A 16,719-nucleotide genomic window follows, 5' to 3' on the forward strand; every position below is an offset into this window, starting at 1 on the left:
CCTTACCTGCCACCTCCGCCATGAATTCCCAATCGTTTACCGCCACCTACCTGATCGAAACCCCGCTGGACCCCGGCAAGGTCGCGGAGATCATGGCTGGCGAGCAATCCTGCGGCACCTTCACGCGGGTGCAGGGCGAAACCGACGAACTGCGCGCCCGCGCCCGGGCGCGAATCGAGTCCATCGAACCCCTGGAGTCCGCATCCGCGCCCAGCCTGCCCAACGCCTGGCTGGCGCGGCAGCCGGGCGGCATGCCTGGCCGCTACCAGCGCGCCCGCGTGCGCATCGCCTTTCCCGTCGCCAACGTCGGCGCCAACCTGCCGACGCTGGCGGCCACGGTAGGCGGCAACCTGTACGACCTGGGCGAAGTCACGGGCCTGCGCCTGGAAAGCATGGAACTGCCGGCCAACTACCGCGCCCAGTTCGACATGCCGCGCGCGGGCATTGCCGGCACGCGGCAACTGACCGGCGTGGCGCATGGCCCGCTGGTAGGCACCATCATCAAGCCCAACGTCGGCCTGTCGCCCGAGCAGACCGCGCATCTGGCGGCGCAGCTGTGCAATGCAGGCGTGGACTTCATCAAGGACGACGAGGTCTGCGCCAACCCTGCCCACGCGCCGCTGGCGCAACGCGTCGCCGCCGTCATGGCGGTGGTGCGCGCGCACCGCGAGCGCACCGGACGGCAGGTCATGGTGGCGTTCAACATCAGCGACGAGACCGACGCCATGCGCCGCCACGCCGACCTGATCGAACGCGAAGGCGGCTCCTGCGTCATGGCCAGCCTGAACCATTGCGGCTACTCGGCCATCCAGACCTTGCGCCGCAGCACCCCGCTGGCGTTGCACGGCCACCGCAATGGTTACGGCGCGCTGTCGCGCCACCCCATGCTGGGCGTGGGCTTCCAGGCTTACCAGACGCTATGGCGGCTGGCCGGTGTGGACCATATGCACGTGCACGGCCTGCAAGGCAAGTTCGCCCAGGAAGACGCCGAAGTCGTCGAGTCCGCGCGCGACTGCCTGGCCTCGCTGACTCCCGGGATTGATGACCCCGTCATGCCGGCGTTTTCGTCCGGCCAATGGGCTGGCACCGTGCCCGCCACCTGGGCCGCCGTGCGCAGCGACGATCTGCTGTTCATGTCCGGCGGCGGCATCCTCGCCCACCCGGACGGACCCGCCGCAGGCGTGCTCAGCATCCGCCAGGCCTGGCAGGCCATGCGCGACGGCGAGCGCCTGGAAGACTACGCGCGCAACGCCCCGGAACTGCGGCGCGCCATCGAGTTCTTCGGCAGCCGCGCATGAGTTCAGCGGCGCAAGACGCAACGCGGCCGCGGCTGGGCTGGTACGGCGACGACTTCACCGGCGCCACGGATACGCTGGCCGAAACCGCGCGCGCCGGCCTGCGCAGCCTGCTGTTCCTGGGCGTGCCGACGCCGGACCAGCTGCGCCGCGCCGGACCGCTGGACGCCATTGGCATCGCCGGCGCGGCGCGCGGCATGGCGCCAGCCGAAATGCAGGCCGAACTGCAGGCCGTGGGCCGCTACATGGCGGGTGCGGGCGTGCGCGTGCTGCATTACAAATGCTGCTCCACCTTCGACAGCGCGCCGCACGTGGGCAGCATCGGCGCCGCCGTGCGCGAACTGCACCGCCACATGCCCAACCCGCTGGTGCCTATCGTGGGCGGGCAGCCCAGCATCGGCCGCTATTGCAGCTTCGCCCAGCTGTTCGCGCGCGCGGGGTCCGCGCCCGAGATCCATCGCATCGACCGCCATCCGGTCATGAGCGCGCATCCCGTCACTCCCATGCACGAAGCCGACCTGCGCCTGCACCTGGCGGCGCAAGGCTTGGCGGACATCCGCTCCTTGCCGCACACGGCCTACCCGCGGCTGCGGCGGGCGGCGGATGCGCCGCTGCTGGACGACTGGATCGACCAAGTCATCGAAAGCACCGACGGACCGCTGCTGCTGGACCTGGTCGACGAAGAACAGCTGGCCATCATCGGCCGGCTCATCTGGCGCGCGGCGTCCTGCCTGCCGTTACTGGCGGTCGGCCCCAGCAGCGTGCAGCAGGCGCTGGCCCGTGCCACGCCAGCCGGCGGCGGCAGCGCCGCAGCCGCGCCGCTGCAACCGGCCTCGGGCCCCGTGCTGGCGGTCGCCGGCAGCCTGTCTCCGGTCACGGCCAGGCAGATCGCCGCGTGCCGGCAATACCAGCTCCAACCGCTGCAGGCGCAACGGCTCTTGCAAGACCCTACCTACGCCGCCCAGCAAGCCCAGTTGGCCGCCGCCACGCTGGCCCAGGGGCGTAATGTGCTGGCGCACACCGACCGGCCCGCCCAGCCCCTTGCACCCCATCAGACCGCCGCGACCGCCCGCGCCACCGGTCAACTGGTGGCGGATATCGTGCGCGCCAGCGCGCAAGCCGGCGCGCGCCTGTCACGCATCGGCATCGCCGGCGGCGACACCTCCAGCCAGGCGACGTTGGCCCTGGGCGTCTGGGGCCTGGCGTTCCGCTGCGTGCTGGCGCCCGGCGTGACGGTCAGCCTGACGCGCAGCGATGACCCTGTGACCGACGGCATTGAACTGATGCTCAAGGGCGGACAGATGGGCGGCGATCTGCTGTTCGATGAGTTGGCGTCGGGAGCGGCCTGAGCCGGCATGACGCGCCACGGCGCGCCATGCCCTCAGAACTTGTGCCGGATGCCCAGCGCCAGGGCGGCCTGGCTATCCTTGCCCGGGGGCAGCGTGGCAAGCGGCGCAAAGTTCAGCGCGGAGTTACGCGCATAGGCGCCGACCGCATACAGGTCTGTGCGCTTGGACAGCCCGCTGTAAAGCAGCTGCAAGACATGCTGTTTGGGATTCGGCGGATTTCCTCCCCCTGCATCGGCCTTCACGTCGTCGTAGTAAAACGCGGCAGTGACCTGCAGGACCCGCGAAAGGCGGTACCCGACTCCGATCCACCACATGTCGTCGCGCTGGTTCAAGCTGCCTCGGGCCGTCTTGTCCTGCGCCCAGCGGTAGCCCGCCGTCAGGTGCCAAGGATCCGGCGCGTAGGAAGCGCTCAAGGCCAGCTTGCGCAGCCGGTTCGACGCGGTTGTCGGCTTTGCGCCGCCGGCCTCGTCGTAGACTGCCGCCAGGCCAAACAGGCCGGACAGGTAGCTCGCTCCCCCGCCCCAGGCCGACCGCTGATAACGCGTGCCCGCCGCATCATCGAGCTGATAATGCGCCTGCGCCGACAGCGCCCCCGTCCCGACGCGATACTTGACCAAGTTGTCGTGACGCACACCACCCAAGAGAGCCCCCGAAGGCTCGTAGGCCGGCGCGTAGGCCTGAGGCACCATCGGGAACAACAGGCTGAACATGCTGGTGTATTGCCTTCCCAAAGTCACCATGCCGTAGGGGCTGTTCAGACCCAGGAAGGCCTGGCGGTTGAACGGCCGTCCCTCCTCGGCCATGGTTCCCGTATGCGTATTCAAGCCGCCTTCAAGCGTGAAAACAGCCTGCATCCCGCCACCCAGGTCCTCCACTCCCTGCATACCCCAACGGGAACCCGACAACCCGCCGGAGCCCATCCGCATCGAGGATCCGCCGGACGAAGAGGATCGCCCCGCCGACGCGCCGCGCTTCTTGTTATCGATGTTGTTGCTCTTGTACTCGATATACGTGTCCGCTATTCCGTAAAACTTGAGACTGGACTGCGCGAACACCGCAGGCGAGTGCGCGGCATAGACAGCCAATGCCGCGCACATCGCCGGGACCCTGAATTGCTTGCCACACTTCCTGTATTGCTTTCCATACTTCATGAACCACCCCCTTTGAAAATCGTTATGTTTGCCGTGGTCGGCAATAGGCAAGCCCCAGGACACTGCAACTCTCGGCGCCACGCGAACCGGTGTTCGAACGGCCTCGGACTACAGGTTGGTCAGCTTTGCCAGATAGTTTTCTTCGGTGCCATGCAGATCCTGATCCTGCGTCGCCAATGCCAGGATTCCCCGCTTATGCCTACTACTCCCGCGTCGATATCGGACTGATTCCCGCGTATTGGAGGAAGGCATTCCTGCTCATCCTTCCCGCCCCTCGCGACTGCACCAAAGCGTCTGTTCTTTTCTGTTCCACGCCTGTCTCCGTCGCTATAATCAGCCGCGATATTGACACCGCCAAACCCCGCAATTAAAGGGTCGCGCCGGAAATAAACGGTTTCGTTGCGGGAAAGAATATGAATCGCCTGGTCGCAATGAATGTCTTCTGCAAGGTCGTCGAACATGGAAGCTTTACGATCGCTGCAACGCGCTTGAACATGTCCACCGCCTCGGTGAGCAAGAACGTTTCTGCGCTGGAAGACCACATAGGCACGCCGCTGCTTGCGCGCACCACTCGCCGCATCGTGCTCACCGATGCGGGCAAGACCTACTACGAAAAATGCACCCGCATCCTCGAAGATGTGGAAGAAGCCGAACGCACCGCGGGGCAGGTACAGACCACGCCACGGGGCATCCTGAAGGTGCGCGCGCCGATCGCCTTCGGCGCAGCGGATCTGGGCCGCCTGATCACGGAATTCACCGCGATTTTTCCCGAGGTCACCGTTGAAATGACACTCAACGACAAGTATCTCGACCCGGCGGACGAAGACATCGACGTCGCGCTGTATATCGGCGCAACCCCCAAGCATTTCGCGGCGGGCGCCCAGACCATCGCCACCCTGCCCAGGGCGCTGGTCGCCGCGCCGACCTATCTAAAACGCCAGGGCACCCCAAAGGACATCCTGGATCTCGCCAGCCATCAGTGCCTGATCTATAAGCGCGGCGCCAACCACAACGAATGGCGCTTTACGCGAGACGACCTTAAGCAAACCGTGCATGTCAGCGGCCCCCTGCGCAGCAACAACAGCCTGACCCTGCGCGACGCAACGCTGAACGGCGCCGGTATCGGACTGCTGCCCGCTTATCTGGTCGCGCAGGACCTGGCCGACGGCCGTCTCATGTCCCTGCTGCCGGATTGGCAGCCCGCGGAGCGAAACCTGTATGCCGTGTACCCGCAGCCGCGGCGCTCATCGCCCAAGGTGCGCGAGTTCATCAATCTGTTGGCCAGCAGCCTGGACCTGGGTGCTGCTTGCTCACGCTAGCAGCGGGTTATGCTGCCGACGCGCCCGCCTTTGCGGGTTCCTACGATCAGGAGACTTGCCCACATGAACTGGCCGATACGCGCTTGCACCATGGCAGCGATCGCCCTCTGCGCGTCCGCGGCTGTTTCCGCCGCCGCCCCTGCGAATCAGGCCGAATGGACCACTGGCGCAATGCGCAAACTGCAAAGCCATCTGGAAATGCCCAGGGAAGCGTACGAACTTGACGGTCCCCTAAGCCTGCGCCTGCGCCTCACTGTCCTGCGGGACGGCAAGATCGACGCGGTGGACCTCGCCAGTTCCTCGGGGTATGTCGCCATCGACAAGGCCGCGGTCCGCATGGTCCGGCGCGCCAGCCCGCTGCCCGCCTTCACCAGCGACATGCAGGCCGACAGGGAAATCCTGATGCTGCCGGTGCGGTTCCAGATGATCGAGGAGCCCGCCAGCGACGCCGAGCGCCGCTACGCCGACCGGACGCGCGGATTCGGCGTCACCGTGCCCGCTGCCTATCGGATCGTGAAGAGCGGCAAATCCGACGAATTCGATGTGCTGGTCGAGATCGTCCGCGCCAACGGCGCGCCGCAAGCCGCGGGCGCGGCCGGCTACCTGTGCGGCGTCGGCTTCAGCACGCCGCGCAAATCGCTGAAGACGCATCCCGGCGCCGAAGCGCCGCTCTCTGCCGCCGAGCGCATGGCTGCGGCCGAAGCGATCCTGGCCGCGCAGGGCGAATCGCCCGAGCAGCGCAGCGGCTTCGAGTTGCAGGGCGCCAAGGGCATCGACTATGTCGCGCCCGCGGGCGCAGGACCGGATGGCACGCGCCTGCTGGAATACAACGCCTTGCTGGATACCGCGACGCTGCGCGTCGCGATGCGCTGCACCGCGACTGCCGAGGACATGCCGGCAGGCCTGCCCGCGTTCCGCAAGATACGGGACGGCATCAGCCTGGGCGGGCATACGGCTGCACCGGCCGCGCGCTAATCCAACATTTCGAAGTACGGCGCCATGCGCTCGCGCGACCTGAGAATGTGGTCGCGCATGGCATCCTGAGCGCCATCGGCATCACGCTCGCTCAGCGCCCGCACGATGCGTGCATGCTCGGTCACGGCTTCTTCCGTGACCCTCGAGTGGAAGCGCAGCCGGAACAGATGGGTATGCGCGTACAGCCGGGCCAGCGCTTCGGCAAGCAGTTCATTGCCGCTCTGCTCCGCGATCCAGGAGTGGAACTGCGCGTCCAGCACGGCGAATTTTCCATAGGCCACGCGCGCATCATCGGCGCTCGGGGCGCTCATTGCCGCAGACAGCGCCGCCAGTTCCTGCAGTGACGCGTCCGTCATGCGTTGCGCCGCCAGCCCGGCACCGAATGGCTCCAGCTGCAAGCGCAGTTCGTACATCTGCTCGAAACGCCTGCGCGTAGGCATGGGCGCCGCGCTGTATCCCACGTGATGCGTCTTGACGACCAGCCCTTCGGTTTCAAGCCGGATCAGCGCGGCGCGTATCGGCGTTTGCGATACGCCTAGCTCACGCACCAGCGCATCGACCGCGATGCGCATGCCGGGCGCGATCTTCAGGGAAATGAGCTGCGACAGCAGCGTTTCATAGACCTCGTCGCCCAACGACCGCACGCGCTCGCCCAGGCGCTGGCCGGCCGCGGGCATGGTCGAGGGTACGGCTGCGGAACCGCGAGAGAGTGTCGTCATGGTTGTTTCACCCGATTTGCCAACTATGTGTTGACGTCCAATTTGTTACGAGGTTAGCATAAATCAGATCGTATTTCAGATCCGATCGGATTTAACAACTTAACGACACTATGACGACAACGATAAAAATGGGGGAGGCAAGGCAGGTTTGCATCCGCGCGCTGGAACTGGCCGGAGCCCCGACCGACCACGCTGCGACGCAGACCGACCTGCTGCTTGAAGCCGAATTGCGCGGGCGCGCGTCCCACGGCCTGCTACGCCTGCCGCGCATCATCGAACGCATCCACAACGGCGTGGCCGACCCGAAAACCCGCGGCACGGCCGTCTGGCGCTCCCCAGCTTTCCTGGACATGGATGGCGAACGCGGCCTGGGGCCGGTGATCGCGCTGGCGGCCCTGGAGCAGATCCGCGAACGCGCCCGCGAGACCGGAATCGCCATCGCCGCCGTCAGCAACAACAACCATATCGGCATGCTGGCGCTCTACGCGGAAAGCGCGGCGCGCGAAGGCCAGATCCTTTTGGCCCTGTCGACCAGCGAAGCCCTGGTCCATCCCTGGGGCGGCCGTCAAGCCCTGATCGGCACCAACCCGATCGCTATCGGCGTACCCACCGCGGACGAACCGTTCGTGCTGGACATGGCCACCAGCCAGGTCGCCATGGGCAAGATCCACGACTACGCCAACCATGGCCGGCCACTCGAGCCGGGCTGGGCGCTCGACGGCGCCGGCAACCCCACCACGGATGCCGAAGCTGCCAAAGCGGGCGCACTGGCCCCCTTCGGTGAAGCCAAGGGTTACGCGCTGGGCCTGGCGTTCGAAGTGCTGGTCGCCAGCCTGACGGCGTCCGCGCTGGGCAACGCCGTCAAGGGCACGCTGGATTCCCGCGAGATATGCAACAAGGGCGACGTCTTCATCGCGATCGAGGCCGGGTCGGGCGGGATTGCCAGCCGCGTCACGAGCTACCTGGATGACATCCGCGCCTGCCCTGCCCTGCTGCCCGGGCGGCCCGTCGCGGTGCCAGGCGATCGGGCGCGCACCGAACGCCGCCTGCGGCTGGATGCAGGCATCGAACTGGCCGACGAGGTCTGGCGCCGCATCCTCGACCTGGCGCAATGCGCCGCCTGAATTTCCCCAGACACCCTTTCAAGGATCCACAATGAATGAATTGTTTGGAATCATGCGCGCACCGCGCGCTGTGCTGTTCGGCAACGGCCAGCGCCTTGCGCTGGGCCGCGTCGCAGCCGCCCTGGGCCAGCGCGCGCTGATCTGCACCGACGAGCGCTTCGCCGCCACGGCGGAAATGTCCGAACTGCTGGCCACGCTGGAAAGCGCCGGCGTGCGCGTCCAGGTGTACGACCGCACTCAGCCGGACCTGCCCGTCGAGGGCGTCTACGAATGCGTGGCAGCGCACGGCGCGTTCCAGCCAGAGGTAATCGTCGGACTGGGTGGCGGCAGCTGCCTGGACATGGCAAAGCTCGTCAGCCTGCTGCTGACGCATGGCGGGAAGGCCTCCGATTACTACGGTGAATACAAGGTTCCCGGCCCGGTGCTACCCGTGATCGCGCTGCCCACCACATCGGGCACGGGCTCCGAGGTCACGCCAGTCGCCGTGCTGGCCGATAGCGCCCGCGATCTGAAAGTGGGCGTCTCCAGTCCGCACCTGATTCCCCACACCGCCATCTGCGATCCTGAACTGACGCTGACCTGCCCCAAGGGACTGACCGCCATCGCCGGCGCCGACGCCTTGACCCATGCCATCGAGGCCCTGACCGCGGTCCGTCGCAGTCCGGATGCCGACATCGCGCAGACCCGCGTATTCGTTGGCAAGAACGCCTTCAGCGACCAGCAGGCGCTGATTGCCATCCGCGCGCTCGCGTCCTATCTGCCCCGCGCCGTCGACGACGGCTCCGACCTTCATGCCAGGGGTCAGGTCATGGCCGCGGCGCTTGCCGCTGGCCTGGCCTTCGGCGTGGCGGGCACCGCGGCGGCCCACGCCATCCAGTACCCGATCGGCGCGCTGACGCACACGGCGCACGGCGCAGGCGTGGCGACCCTGATGCCCTATGTCATGGATTTCAACGCAACGGCCTGCAGCGCGGACTATGCGGCCATCTCTATGGCGATGGGGGACACGGAAACCGATCCCGCGCGCCTCGCCGCCCGCGCGCCGCGCCATGTCTACGACCTGTTCTCGCGCATCGGCATCCCTGCAACGCTGGCTGGACTGGGCGTGCGCGCCGACCAGCTCGAATGGATCGCCGCGCAGTCCATGCTGGCCGCGCGCCTGGTCACGAACAATCCGCGACCGCTGGACCAGGACGGCATCGCCGCCATCGTGGCCGCCGCCTACGCGGGACGCGGCTCGTTTCGCGCATCTTGATAACCCGCCTTCCACCCACATCCGGAGCTGACGCATGACCATCGAGGCCAACAAGCTGTCTACAGACCTTTACATCGACGGCGCCTGGCGCGCCTCCACCTCGGGCCGTCGCATCGACGTGTACGACCCGTCGACCGAGCAGGTAATCGCCAGCGTGGCGGACGCCACGCTCGAAGACGCCGCCGCGGCCGTGGACGCAGCGGCGCGCGCTGCCGCAGGCTGGGCAGCTACACCCGCGCGCCAGCGCGGCGAAATCCTGCGCAAGTGCTATGAACTGATGGTCCGCGACGCCGACCATCTGGCACATCTGATTTCCCAGGAGAACGGCAAGGCGTTGACGGACGCGCGCGGCGAGGTCGCCTACGCCGCCGAGTTCTTCCGATGGTTTTCCGAGGAGGCGGTGCGCATCAATGGCGACATCAGCGTATCGCCCGGCGGCGCCAGCCGCATCATCGTGCAGTACCAGCCCATAGGCATCGCCCTGCTGGTCACCCCGTGGAACTTCCCCGCGGCCATGGCAACCCGCAAGATCGCGCCCGCGCTGGCCGCCGGCTGCACCTGCATCCTCAAACCCGCGACCGAGACCCCCTTGACCGCTTACGCCGTCATGCGCCTGCTGGAAGAAGCCGGCGTGCCTGCGGGCGTGGTCAACGTACTGACGACCTCCTCGGCTGGCAAGTTCGCCAACGCGGTGCTGGATGATCCGCGCGTGCGCAAGCTCTCCTTCACCGGTTCAACGGAAGTGGGCCGCGTGCTGCTGCGCAAGGCGGCGGATTCCGTCATCAGCTGCTCGATGGAGCTGGGCGGCAATGCGCCGTTCCTGGTCTTCGACGACGCGGACATCGATGCCGCCGTCGAAGGCGCCATGATCGCCAAGATGCGCAACGGCGGCGAAGCCTGCACGGCGGCCAATCGCTTCTACGTGCAGCGCGGCGCAGTCGAGGAATTCAGCGCCCGCTTCGCCGCGCGCATGGCCGCGCTGAAGACCGGCGACGGCGTCGATCCCGGCACCCAATGCGGCCCCTTGGTCAATGCGGGCGCGGTGGACAAGGTGGCATCGCTGGTGGCCGACGCCGTCGCCAAGGGTGCGCGGATCAAGGCCGGCGGCAAGCGGCTGGACCGCGCCGGGCACTTCTACGAGCCCACCGTGCTGGTGGATGTGCCCGCCGACGCCGACCTGCTTGCCGAGGAAATCTTCGGTCCCGTGGCGCCCATCGTGGCGTTCGATACCGAGGACGAAGCCGTGGCCTTGGCCAACGCCACGGAGTATGGGCTGGTCGCATACGTCTATACCCGCGACCTGGCGCGCGGACTGCGCGTATCCGAACGCATCGAAAGCGGCATGATCGCCCTGAACCGCGGCCTGGTATCCGATCCCGCGGCGCCTTTCGGCGGCGTCAAGCAAAGCGGCCTGGGCCGCGAAGGCGCGCACCATGGGCTGCTTGAGTTCATGGAAGCCAAGTACATATCCACCAATTGGTAAGCCCTGACGGCCGCGTCCCGGGCGCGGCCGTCCCTCTGATTGCAAAACCCTCACGAGGAGACAGCCACACATGGCTAAGTATGAAATTGCGACCATCGACGGCGATGGCATCGGTCCGGAGGTCTGCCAATCGGCGCTCACCGTACTGAAGGAAGCCTGCGGCGCCGACCTGCTCTCATTCAGCAGCTACGACGGCGGCGCCGACCACTACGTCAGGTCGGGCCAGGTTTTGCCCGACGACACCTACGCAGCCTGCAAGGCGGCTGACGCCATCCTGCACGGCGCGGCCGGCATGCCGGGCGTGACCTACCCCGACGGCACCGAAGTCGGAAACGACCTGCATCTGCGCCTGCGTTTCCGGCTGGACCTGTACGCCAACGTGCGCCCGATCCGCTTGTACCAGGGCGTCGATTCGCCGCTCAAGAATTTCAAGCCGGGACAGATCGACTACGTCATCGTGCGCGAAAACACCGAAGGCCTGTACGCCAGCCGCGGCGGCGGAATCGTGCTGCGCGATGAAGTGGCGACCGACACCATCGTCGTCACCCGCAAGGGCATCGAACGCGTCGCCCGCTTTTCCTTTGAGCTGGCGCGCCAGCGCAACGGCGCGCCGCGTGACGGCAAGCGCCGCGTCACGGTGTGCGACAAGGCCAACATCCTGCGCACCTACGCCTTCTTCCGCGCGGTCTGCGATGACGTGGCCGCCAGCTATCCCGACGTCGAAATCGATTACGCCTATGCCGACGCCATCACAGTGCACATGCTCAAGCGGCCGGATTTCTATGACGTGATCGTGGCGGAAAACATGTTTGGCGACATCATTTCCGACCTGGGCGCCGCCACGATAGGCGGCATGGGCCTGTCGGCGTCTGCAGAACTGGGCGACACCCACGGGCTCTTCCAGGGCGCGCACGGATCCGCGCCCGACATAGCCGGCCAGAACGCCGCCAGTCCGCTGGCCACCATTCTGTCGGGCGCGCTCATGCTGCGCTGGCTGGGCGACAAGCATGCCGATGCCGCGCTCTCCGATTCCGCGCAACGCATCGAGCGCGCGGTCGAACAGGTGCTCGCCAAAGGCGACCACGTGCCACGCGACCTGGGCGGCACGGCAAGCTGCACCGACATGACCCAGGCCGTCTGCCGCGCGTTGTCGCGCTGACGGCAAGGCCCCCCACCTAGAAAAGAAAATACGAGGAGACACCCCATGCTACGCATCACCCCCTTCCTGTGCGCCGCCCTGACCGCGGCAGCCTTTGCCGCTCCGGCCGCCGCCCAGGACTATCCCAGCCGCGCCATCACGGTCATCGTGCCCTTCGCGCCCGGCGGCACCAGCGACACGCTGGGCCGCCTGGTGGCCACTTCGCTGTCCAAGCAATTGGGCCAGACGGTGGTCGTCGAAAACTCAGGCGGGGCCGGCGGCCTCATCGGCATGCAGAAGCTGCAGAAGAGCGCACCGGACGGCTACACCCTGGCCTTCAACAACATGTCGCTGGCGATCCTGCCGCATCTGCATCCCAAGGCCAACTACGATCCGCAAAAAGAATTGGCTCCCATCGGCATCGTCGCGACCGTGCCCATGGTGCTGTCGGTCAGCAACAAGAGCGGCATCCAGGATCTGCCCGCCATGCTCAAGCGCATCCGCGACGTGAACGCCGTCAAGCTCAACCTGGGCTCAAGCGGGCCGGGCAGCACGGCGCACCTGGCCGAGGCCATGTTTCTGCACTTCGCCGACGCACGCGGCGAACTCATTCCCTATCGCGGCACAGGTCCCGCGCTGACCGACCTGATGAGCGGCATGATCGACGGGGTCATCGACCAGACCGTGACCATGCTGCCCCTGCATCAGGACAAGCGCGTCAAAGCCATTGCCGTGACCGGAACCGCGCGCCTGGCGCAAAGTCCGGACATCCCCACCTTTGCCGAGGGCGGACTGCCTGAGTTCGATCTGGCCATCTGGAATGGCCTGGTGGCGCCGGCTGGCACGCCGCAGCCTGTGGTCGAAAAACTGGCCGCCGCCCTGTCGCAGGCAATAGACACCCCAGAGTTCAAGACTCGTCTGGAACAATTGGCGGCGCAAGCGCCTGCCGCACAGGAACGCGGCCCCATCGCATTCTCCGATCTGCTCAAGCGCGACTCGCAACGCGTATCGTCGCTGGTCAAGAGCGCGAACCTGCTCGGCGCCAATTGAACGCCGCGGGCGGCCTCAGTCAGCGCCCATGCCAATACCGCCGCCCGCGTTCACGCTCAGCCCACACATGCAGACCCCCAGCGCCTGAAGTCGCCATCACCGCGCCATCGCGGTCGCTGCGCCAAAACGCCGCGCCCGCGCGCGTCCACCGCAGTTCCACCGCGCGGGCCGGATGGCGAAAACGGTTCAAATGGCCCACCTGTGCGATCGCATGGCCGGCTGCGGACGCGTCCACCAAGTCCCTGCCCGAGGACGATGCCGAACCGTGATGCGGCGCCATCACCACGTCGACTCGGGGCAATACCCGGGCCAGCGCATTTTCCTGAGCCACGCCCACATCGCCCGTCAGCAGCAGCGCATGCGATGTCCCCTGCACCAGCAGCACGCAGCTATCGGCATTGCGGCCCTGCCCGTTCCTGCCGCCGGCATCCGCGGGGTTCAGGAAGGTGAATGTCACGCCGTCCACCTCCCAGCTCATGCCGCGCCGGCAACGCCCCACATCGGCGGGCAACGGCGGCGCGGCGCTGCCGGCCTGCGGCCACATCCGGATATCGCGGCGCAGGAACGCAGCGAGATCGAACGATGCGTAGCTGCGCCCTGCCGGAACCGCCGCCAGCACCGCGCGCAATCCGCCCACGTGGTCCAGGTCGGCATGCGACAGGACCAACACGTCCAACCGCCGGATACCCCGCGCCAGCAGGAACGGCGCGACGACGCGTTCGCCCGCGTCGCTGCCGCCGTAATGGCGCGGCCCCGCGTCAAACAGCAAGGCCTGGCTGGCCGTCTCTACCAGGATGGCGCTACCCTGCCCCACATCCATCGCGCTCATGCGCCAATATCCTTGCTCGGGCCGGTCGGGCCGCCAAAACAGCAACGGCAGCATGCAGAGCCATCCCAGATGCCTGCCCGGCCATCCGCGCACCTGCAGCGCCCAGACCATGCCCGCCAAGGCCATCAGCAGCCAGGGCCACGACGCCGCCGCAACCGGCACGCTGGCCCAGGACGCGTTGCCCACCCAGGACACCGGCGCCATGATCAGGTCGAACGCCTGCAGGCCCCATAGCCCGGCCAACTCGGCCAGCCCCTGCGCGCCCGGCAAGACCGACAAGGCGGCACACGCCAAAGCCAGCGGCGTCACGACGAAGGTCACGACGGGAATCGCCACCGCATTGGCAAACGGCGATCCCAACGACACCTGATGCACCAGGTAGGCCAGCAAGGGCGTCAGGCCCACGGTCACCATCAGCTGCAGGCGCACCGCTTGCGCCAGCCTGGCCGAGCAGCGCGGGCGCCAGCCGGCTTCGCGGTCGACCGGCGCATCTGCGATGCGCAACAGCACCGCCACCGCGCCGAACGACAGCCAGAATCCCGGCGACACCGGCGCCCATGGATCCAACGCCACGACCCCCGCAGCCGCGCATGCCAGCACCCGGCCGCCCGACAGCGGCAGACGCGACACCGCGGCCGCCAGCACCACCGACAGCATGAAGAACGTGCGGCGCGCCGGCACGCCCCAGCCCGCCAGCAGGCAATACAGCAGTGCGACCAGCGCGGCCGCCGCCCCGCCCGCCACGCGCGCGGGCACGTGCTCGGCCAGCCCCGCGCCGCGCCAGCGCCCTCGCCGCCAGAACGCTGCCACCAACAGCCCGGCGATGCCCGCTATCGAGGTCACATGCATGCCGCTGATCGACACCAGATGCGTGATGCCGCTGCGGTTGAACAGCAGCCAGTCCTCGCGCGCGACGCCGGCCTGATCGCCGATGGCCAGGGCGACCATCACTGGCGCATAGCGATGTTCCCCCAAGGCCGCGCGCAAACCCTCCCGCACGCTGTGGCGCGCCCGCTCTATCGCGATGCCCGGCGTCGCCCAGGGCCTGTCCGCCAGCAGCCTGGGCTGTCCGCGCACCGTAGCCACCGCCCGTATCCCTTGCGCGAACAGGCGCCCTTCCACATCCGGCCCCGCTGGATTCAACAAGCCGTGCGGACGCCGCAACACCAGCGCCATGCGCCAGACCTGGCCGGGCTTGATTTCGGGAATCAGCGCCTGCGGGCCGGGCGGCGCCTGCCACGAGACCTGAATGCGCGAGGGAATGCCGGGTGGCGCAGGCTCATCCAGTTCGGCCAGAAAGCGTTGGCCGCGCTCGTCGCCATCCGGCAGGCTGGCCACGCGCAGCGCCAGGCGCGACACGGCGTCCTGATGCTCATCCGACAGCGCATCGTCCAACCTGGCTTGGGCTTGCAGACTGGCGTTCAGCGAACCCGCACACACGCCCAGCATCAAGGCGGCAAGCTGGCGCGCCGGACCAGGCCGCGAGCGCAGGCAGGCAACCAGCCCAAGCAGGCAAGCCCCTGCCAGCCACCATGCGGCGCCTGCGCCGGGCAGCCGCGGGGACACCTGGACCAGTCCCGCGCCAGCCACGAACGCGACGCAGAAAATTCGGCCAGTGATAGCGATCTCCCAAAACCGGGGAGCGTAGGCGCATGCATTGCCGCACGGGCATGGGAGTGACCGGATTTGCCCACCTCGGCTGGGCGCAATCGCAGCCAGGGTGCCGCCGCACGCGATATTTCCTGTATTGTTTCGGTGCTCGGCAAAATGCTTCACTCATTAATGAGATAAGTCCATGGCCCCTTCAGAAGCGATCCCAGCCGCCTCGTCCTCGTTCCCGGCGACTGAGCTGACCAACGCTTTCGTCGCTTTCCTGTTTTCCGCGTCCGCGCCGGTAGCGATCATCCTGAGCGCGGGCGTGAAAGGGGGACTCAGCCAGGCCACCCTCGCCTCCTGGATCTTTGCGGCCTTCGTGCTCAACGGCATCCTTACCATCGTGATGTCCGCCATTTACCGGCAGCCGCTCGCCTTCCTGTGGACCATCCCGGGCGCGGTGCTGGTCGCCAGCGCCCTGCAACACCTGCCCTTTGCCGAGGTCGTCGGTGCCTATTTGCTGACCGCCGCGCTGATGCTGGTACTGGGGCTGACCGGCTGGGTCGGCGCCATCATGGACCGCATCCCCATGCCCATCGTCATGGGGATGGTCGCGGGCGTTTTTCTGAGCTTCGCGCTGGACTGGATCCGATCATTCGCCTCCGATCCGTGGCTGGCTGGCGCCATGACCGCGACCTTCTTCGCGGTCTCGTTGTTCCCCGCGGTGCAAAAGCGGCTCTCGCCCATCATCGGCGCGCTCATCGCCGGCGTATGCACGCTGGCGTTCACGGGCAGGACGCCCGCGCTGGAACATGTGACGTTCGCGACCTCGCTGGCAAGCCCGCAGTTCTACGCCCCGGTATTCTCTTGGGGCGCCGCGTTCGAACTGGTGTTGCCGCTGGCCGTGACCGTGATCGCGGTGCAGAACGCGCAAGGCATTGCCGTGCTGCGCAACTCGCTGCACCGCCCGCCGGTCAACGCCATCACCAATGCCTGTGGCGTGTTCTCGGCGCTGACCGCCTGCCTGGGCTGCGTCTCCACCTGTCTGGCCGGGCCGTCGAATGCCATCATCGCCTCCGGCGCCAACGCGTCGCGGCACTGGCTGGCCGCGGTCTTTCTCGGGGTGATGGTGATCGTGTTCGGGCTGTTCTCCCCGCTGGTCACGCAGGCGCTGCTGGCCACGCCCGCGGCCTTCGTCGCCACGCTGGCGGGACTGGCGCTCTTGCGCATCCTGCAAGGCGCATTCCACACCGCGTTCCGCCAGCACTTCACGCTGGGCGCCCTGGTTGCCTTCCTGGTGACGCTGGGCGGCCTTCCGCTGTTGGGCATCGGCGCGCCCTTCTGGGGCGTGGTGTTCGGCGTGGCGACCAGCTTCATCCTGGAGCGCGGGGACTTTGCGAAGCAGTCGGCGGCTTGAGATCGCCTGCGCAACAGCGCCC

14 protein-coding genes are annotated in these 16,719 nt (G+C 67.4%); 10 read left to right on the forward strand and 4 right to left on the reverse strand.

The features are described from left to right. Positions 1 to 20: 20 nt before the first annotated feature. Together HV766_RS14395 and HV766_RS14400 are read left to right on the forward strand one after the other, a co-directional pair. A complete protein-coding gene (locus HV766_RS14395) occupies positions 21 to 1,298 on the forward strand; it encodes a ribulose-bisphosphate carboxylase large subunit family protein (protein WP_054456223.1) in 1,278 nt (425 codons plus the stop codon). Next, positions 1,295 to 2,644 (forward strand): four-carbon acid sugar kinase family protein, encoded by a 1,350-nt coding sequence (locus HV766_RS14400; RefSeq protein ID WP_175181392.1) that lies wholly within the window; start codon positions 1,295 to 1,297, stop codon positions 2,642 to 2,644. The genes HV766_RS14395 and HV766_RS14400 overlap by 4 nt, the downstream gene beginning before the upstream one ends. A gap of 32 nt (positions 2,645 to 2,676) precedes the next feature. Here the strand turns inward: HV766_RS14400 and HV766_RS14405 are convergent, their stop codons facing one another. Both HV766_RS14405 and HV766_RS14410 read right to left on the reverse strand, forming a co-directional pair. Beyond that, positions 2,677 to 3,795 carry a porin gene (locus tag HV766_RS14405; RefSeq protein WP_175181393.1) on the reverse strand — a complete coding sequence of 373 codons (1,119 nt, stop codon included), beginning with the start codon at positions 3,793 to 3,795 and terminating at the stop codon, positions 2,677 to 2,679. Positions 3,796 to 3,914: 119 nt separating this feature from the next. After that, the gene (locus HV766_RS14410; protein ID WP_175181256.1) at positions 3,915 to 4,256 is read right to left on the reverse strand and encodes a hypothetical protein; all 342 of its coding nucleotides are present in this window, start codon (positions 4,254 to 4,256) and stop codon (positions 3,915 to 3,917) included. Between HV766_RS14410 and HV766_RS14415 the strand changes: the two genes are divergently transcribed. Both HV766_RS14415 and HV766_RS14420 read left to right on the forward strand, forming a co-directional pair. After that, positions 4,227 to 5,114: a LysR family transcriptional regulator gene (locus tag HV766_RS14415; protein ID WP_225588830.1), complete on the forward strand. Its 888-nt coding sequence runs from the start codon at positions 4,227 to 4,229 to the stop codon at positions 5,112 to 5,114. The genes HV766_RS14410 and HV766_RS14415 overlap by 30 nt on opposite strands. A 90-nt stretch (positions 5,115 to 5,204) precedes the next feature. Then, positions 5,205 to 6,089 carry a TonB family protein gene (locus tag HV766_RS14420; RefSeq protein ID WP_302476945.1) on the forward strand — a complete coding sequence of 295 codons (885 nt, stop codon included), beginning with the start codon at positions 5,205 to 5,207 and terminating at the stop codon, positions 6,087 to 6,089. Here the strand turns inward: HV766_RS14420 and HV766_RS14425 are convergent. Next, positions 6,086 to 6,808, reverse strand: a complete 723-nt coding sequence (locus tag HV766_RS14425) for a GntR family transcriptional regulator (protein ID WP_119451254.1) — start codon at positions 6,806 to 6,808, stop codon at positions 6,086 to 6,088. The two genes, HV766_RS14420 and HV766_RS14425, sit on opposite strands and share 4 nt — an antisense overlap. Positions 6,809 to 6,918: 110 nt before the next feature. On the opposite strand from HV766_RS14425, the gene HV766_RS14430 reads away from it, so the two are divergent. From HV766_RS14430 to HV766_RS14450, 5 genes are all read left to right on the forward strand, one after another. Beyond that, positions 6,919 to 7,932 carry an Ldh family oxidoreductase gene (locus tag HV766_RS14430; protein ID WP_225590309.1) on the forward strand — a complete coding sequence of 338 codons (1,014 nt, stop codon included), beginning with the start codon at positions 6,919 to 6,921 and terminating at the stop codon, positions 7,930 to 7,932. Between the two features lie 31 nt (positions 7,933 to 7,963). After that, positions 7,964 to 9,187: an iron-containing alcohol dehydrogenase gene (locus tag HV766_RS14435; protein ID WP_119451252.1), complete on the forward strand. Its 1,224-nt coding sequence runs from the start codon at positions 7,964 to 7,966 to the stop codon at positions 9,185 to 9,187. A 34-nt stretch (positions 9,188 to 9,221) separates the two neighbouring features. Beyond that, positions 9,222 to 10,670, forward strand: a complete 1,449-nt coding sequence (locus HV766_RS14440) for an NAD-dependent succinate-semialdehyde dehydrogenase (RefSeq protein ID WP_054456212.1) — start codon at positions 9,222 to 9,224, stop codon at positions 10,668 to 10,670. A 70-nt stretch (positions 10,671 to 10,740) separates the two neighbouring features. Then, positions 10,741 to 11,829: an isocitrate/isopropylmalate dehydrogenase family protein gene (locus tag HV766_RS14445; protein WP_175181396.1), complete on the forward strand. Its 1,089-nt coding sequence runs from the start codon at positions 10,741 to 10,743 to the stop codon at positions 11,827 to 11,829. A 45-nt stretch (positions 11,830 to 11,874) separates the two neighbouring features. Continuing rightward, entirely contained in the window at positions 11,875 to 12,858 is a 984-nt protein-coding gene (locus tag HV766_RS14450; RefSeq protein ID WP_119451250.1) for a Bug family tripartite tricarboxylate transporter substrate binding protein, read from the forward strand. Between the two features lie 19 nt (positions 12,859 to 12,877). On the opposite strand, the gene HV766_RS14455 is transcribed toward HV766_RS14450, so the two are convergent. After that, positions 12,878 to 15,253, reverse strand: a complete 2,376-nt coding sequence (locus HV766_RS14455) for a DNA internalization-related competence protein ComEC/Rec2 (protein ID WP_244958666.1) — start codon at positions 15,251 to 15,253, stop codon at positions 12,878 to 12,880. A gap of 229 nt (positions 15,254 to 15,482) precedes the next feature. On the opposite strand from HV766_RS14455, the gene HV766_RS14460 reads away from it, so the two are divergent. Then, positions 15,483 to 16,697, forward strand: a complete 1,215-nt coding sequence (locus tag HV766_RS14460; protein ID WP_175181397.1) for a benzoate/H(+) symporter BenE family transporter — start codon at positions 15,483 to 15,485, stop codon at positions 16,695 to 16,697. Positions 16,698 to 16,719 lie beyond the last annotated feature (22 nt).

Source organism: Achromobacter aegrifaciens (assembly GCF_902859735.1).
GTDB classification, from domain to species: domain Bacteria; phylum Pseudomonadota; class Gammaproteobacteria; order Burkholderiales; family Burkholderiaceae_B; genus Achromobacter; species Achromobacter aegrifaciens.

Bases quoted from the DNA above. Each gene is read 5' to 3' on its own strand.
- HV766_RS14460 (WP_175181397.1), top strand. From the start codon at position 15,483: ATGGCCCCTTCAGAAGCGATCCCAGCCGCCTCGTCCTCGTTCCCGGCG.
- HV766_RS14450 (WP_119451250.1), top strand. From the start codon at position 11,875: ATGCTACGCATCACCCCCTTCCTGTGCGCCGCCCTGACCGCGGCAGCC.
- HV766_RS14420 (WP_302476945.1), top strand. From the start codon at position 5,205: ATGGCAGCGATCGCCCTCTGCGCGTCCGCGGCTGTTTCCGCCGCCGCC.
- HV766_RS14410 (WP_175181256.1), bottom strand. From the start codon at position 4,256: ATGTTCGACGACCTTGCAGAAGACATTCATTGCGACCAGGCGATTCAT.
- HV766_RS14440 (WP_054456212.1), top strand. From the start codon at position 9,222: ATGACCATCGAGGCCAACAAGCTGTCTACAGACCTTTACATCGACGGC.
- HV766_RS14415 (WP_225588830.1), top strand. From the start codon at position 4,227: ATGAATGTCTTCTGCAAGGTCGTCGAACATGGAAGCTTTACGATCGCT.
- HV766_RS14400 (WP_175181392.1), top strand. From the start codon at position 1,295: ATGAGTTCAGCGGCGCAAGACGCAACGCGGCCGCGGCTGGGCTGGTAC.
- HV766_RS14435 (WP_119451252.1), top strand. From the start codon at position 7,964: ATGAATGAATTGTTTGGAATCATGCGCGCACCGCGCGCTGTGCTGTTC.
- HV766_RS14405 (WP_175181393.1), bottom strand. From the start codon at position 3,795: ATGAAGTATGGAAAGCAATACAGGAAGTGTGGCAAGCAATTCAGGGTC.
- HV766_RS14445 (WP_175181396.1), top strand. From the start codon at position 10,741: ATGGCTAAGTATGAAATTGCGACCATCGACGGCGATGGCATCGGTCCG.
- HV766_RS14430 (WP_225590309.1), top strand. From the start codon at position 6,919: ATGACGACAACGATAAAAATGGGGGAGGCAAGGCAGGTTTGCATCCGC.
- HV766_RS14425 (WP_119451254.1), bottom strand. From the start codon at position 6,808: ATGACGACACTCTCTCGCGGTTCCGCAGCCGTACCCTCGACCATGCCC.
- HV766_RS14395 (WP_054456223.1), top strand. From the start codon at position 21: ATGAATTCCCAATCGTTTACCGCCACCTACCTGATCGAAACCCCGCTG.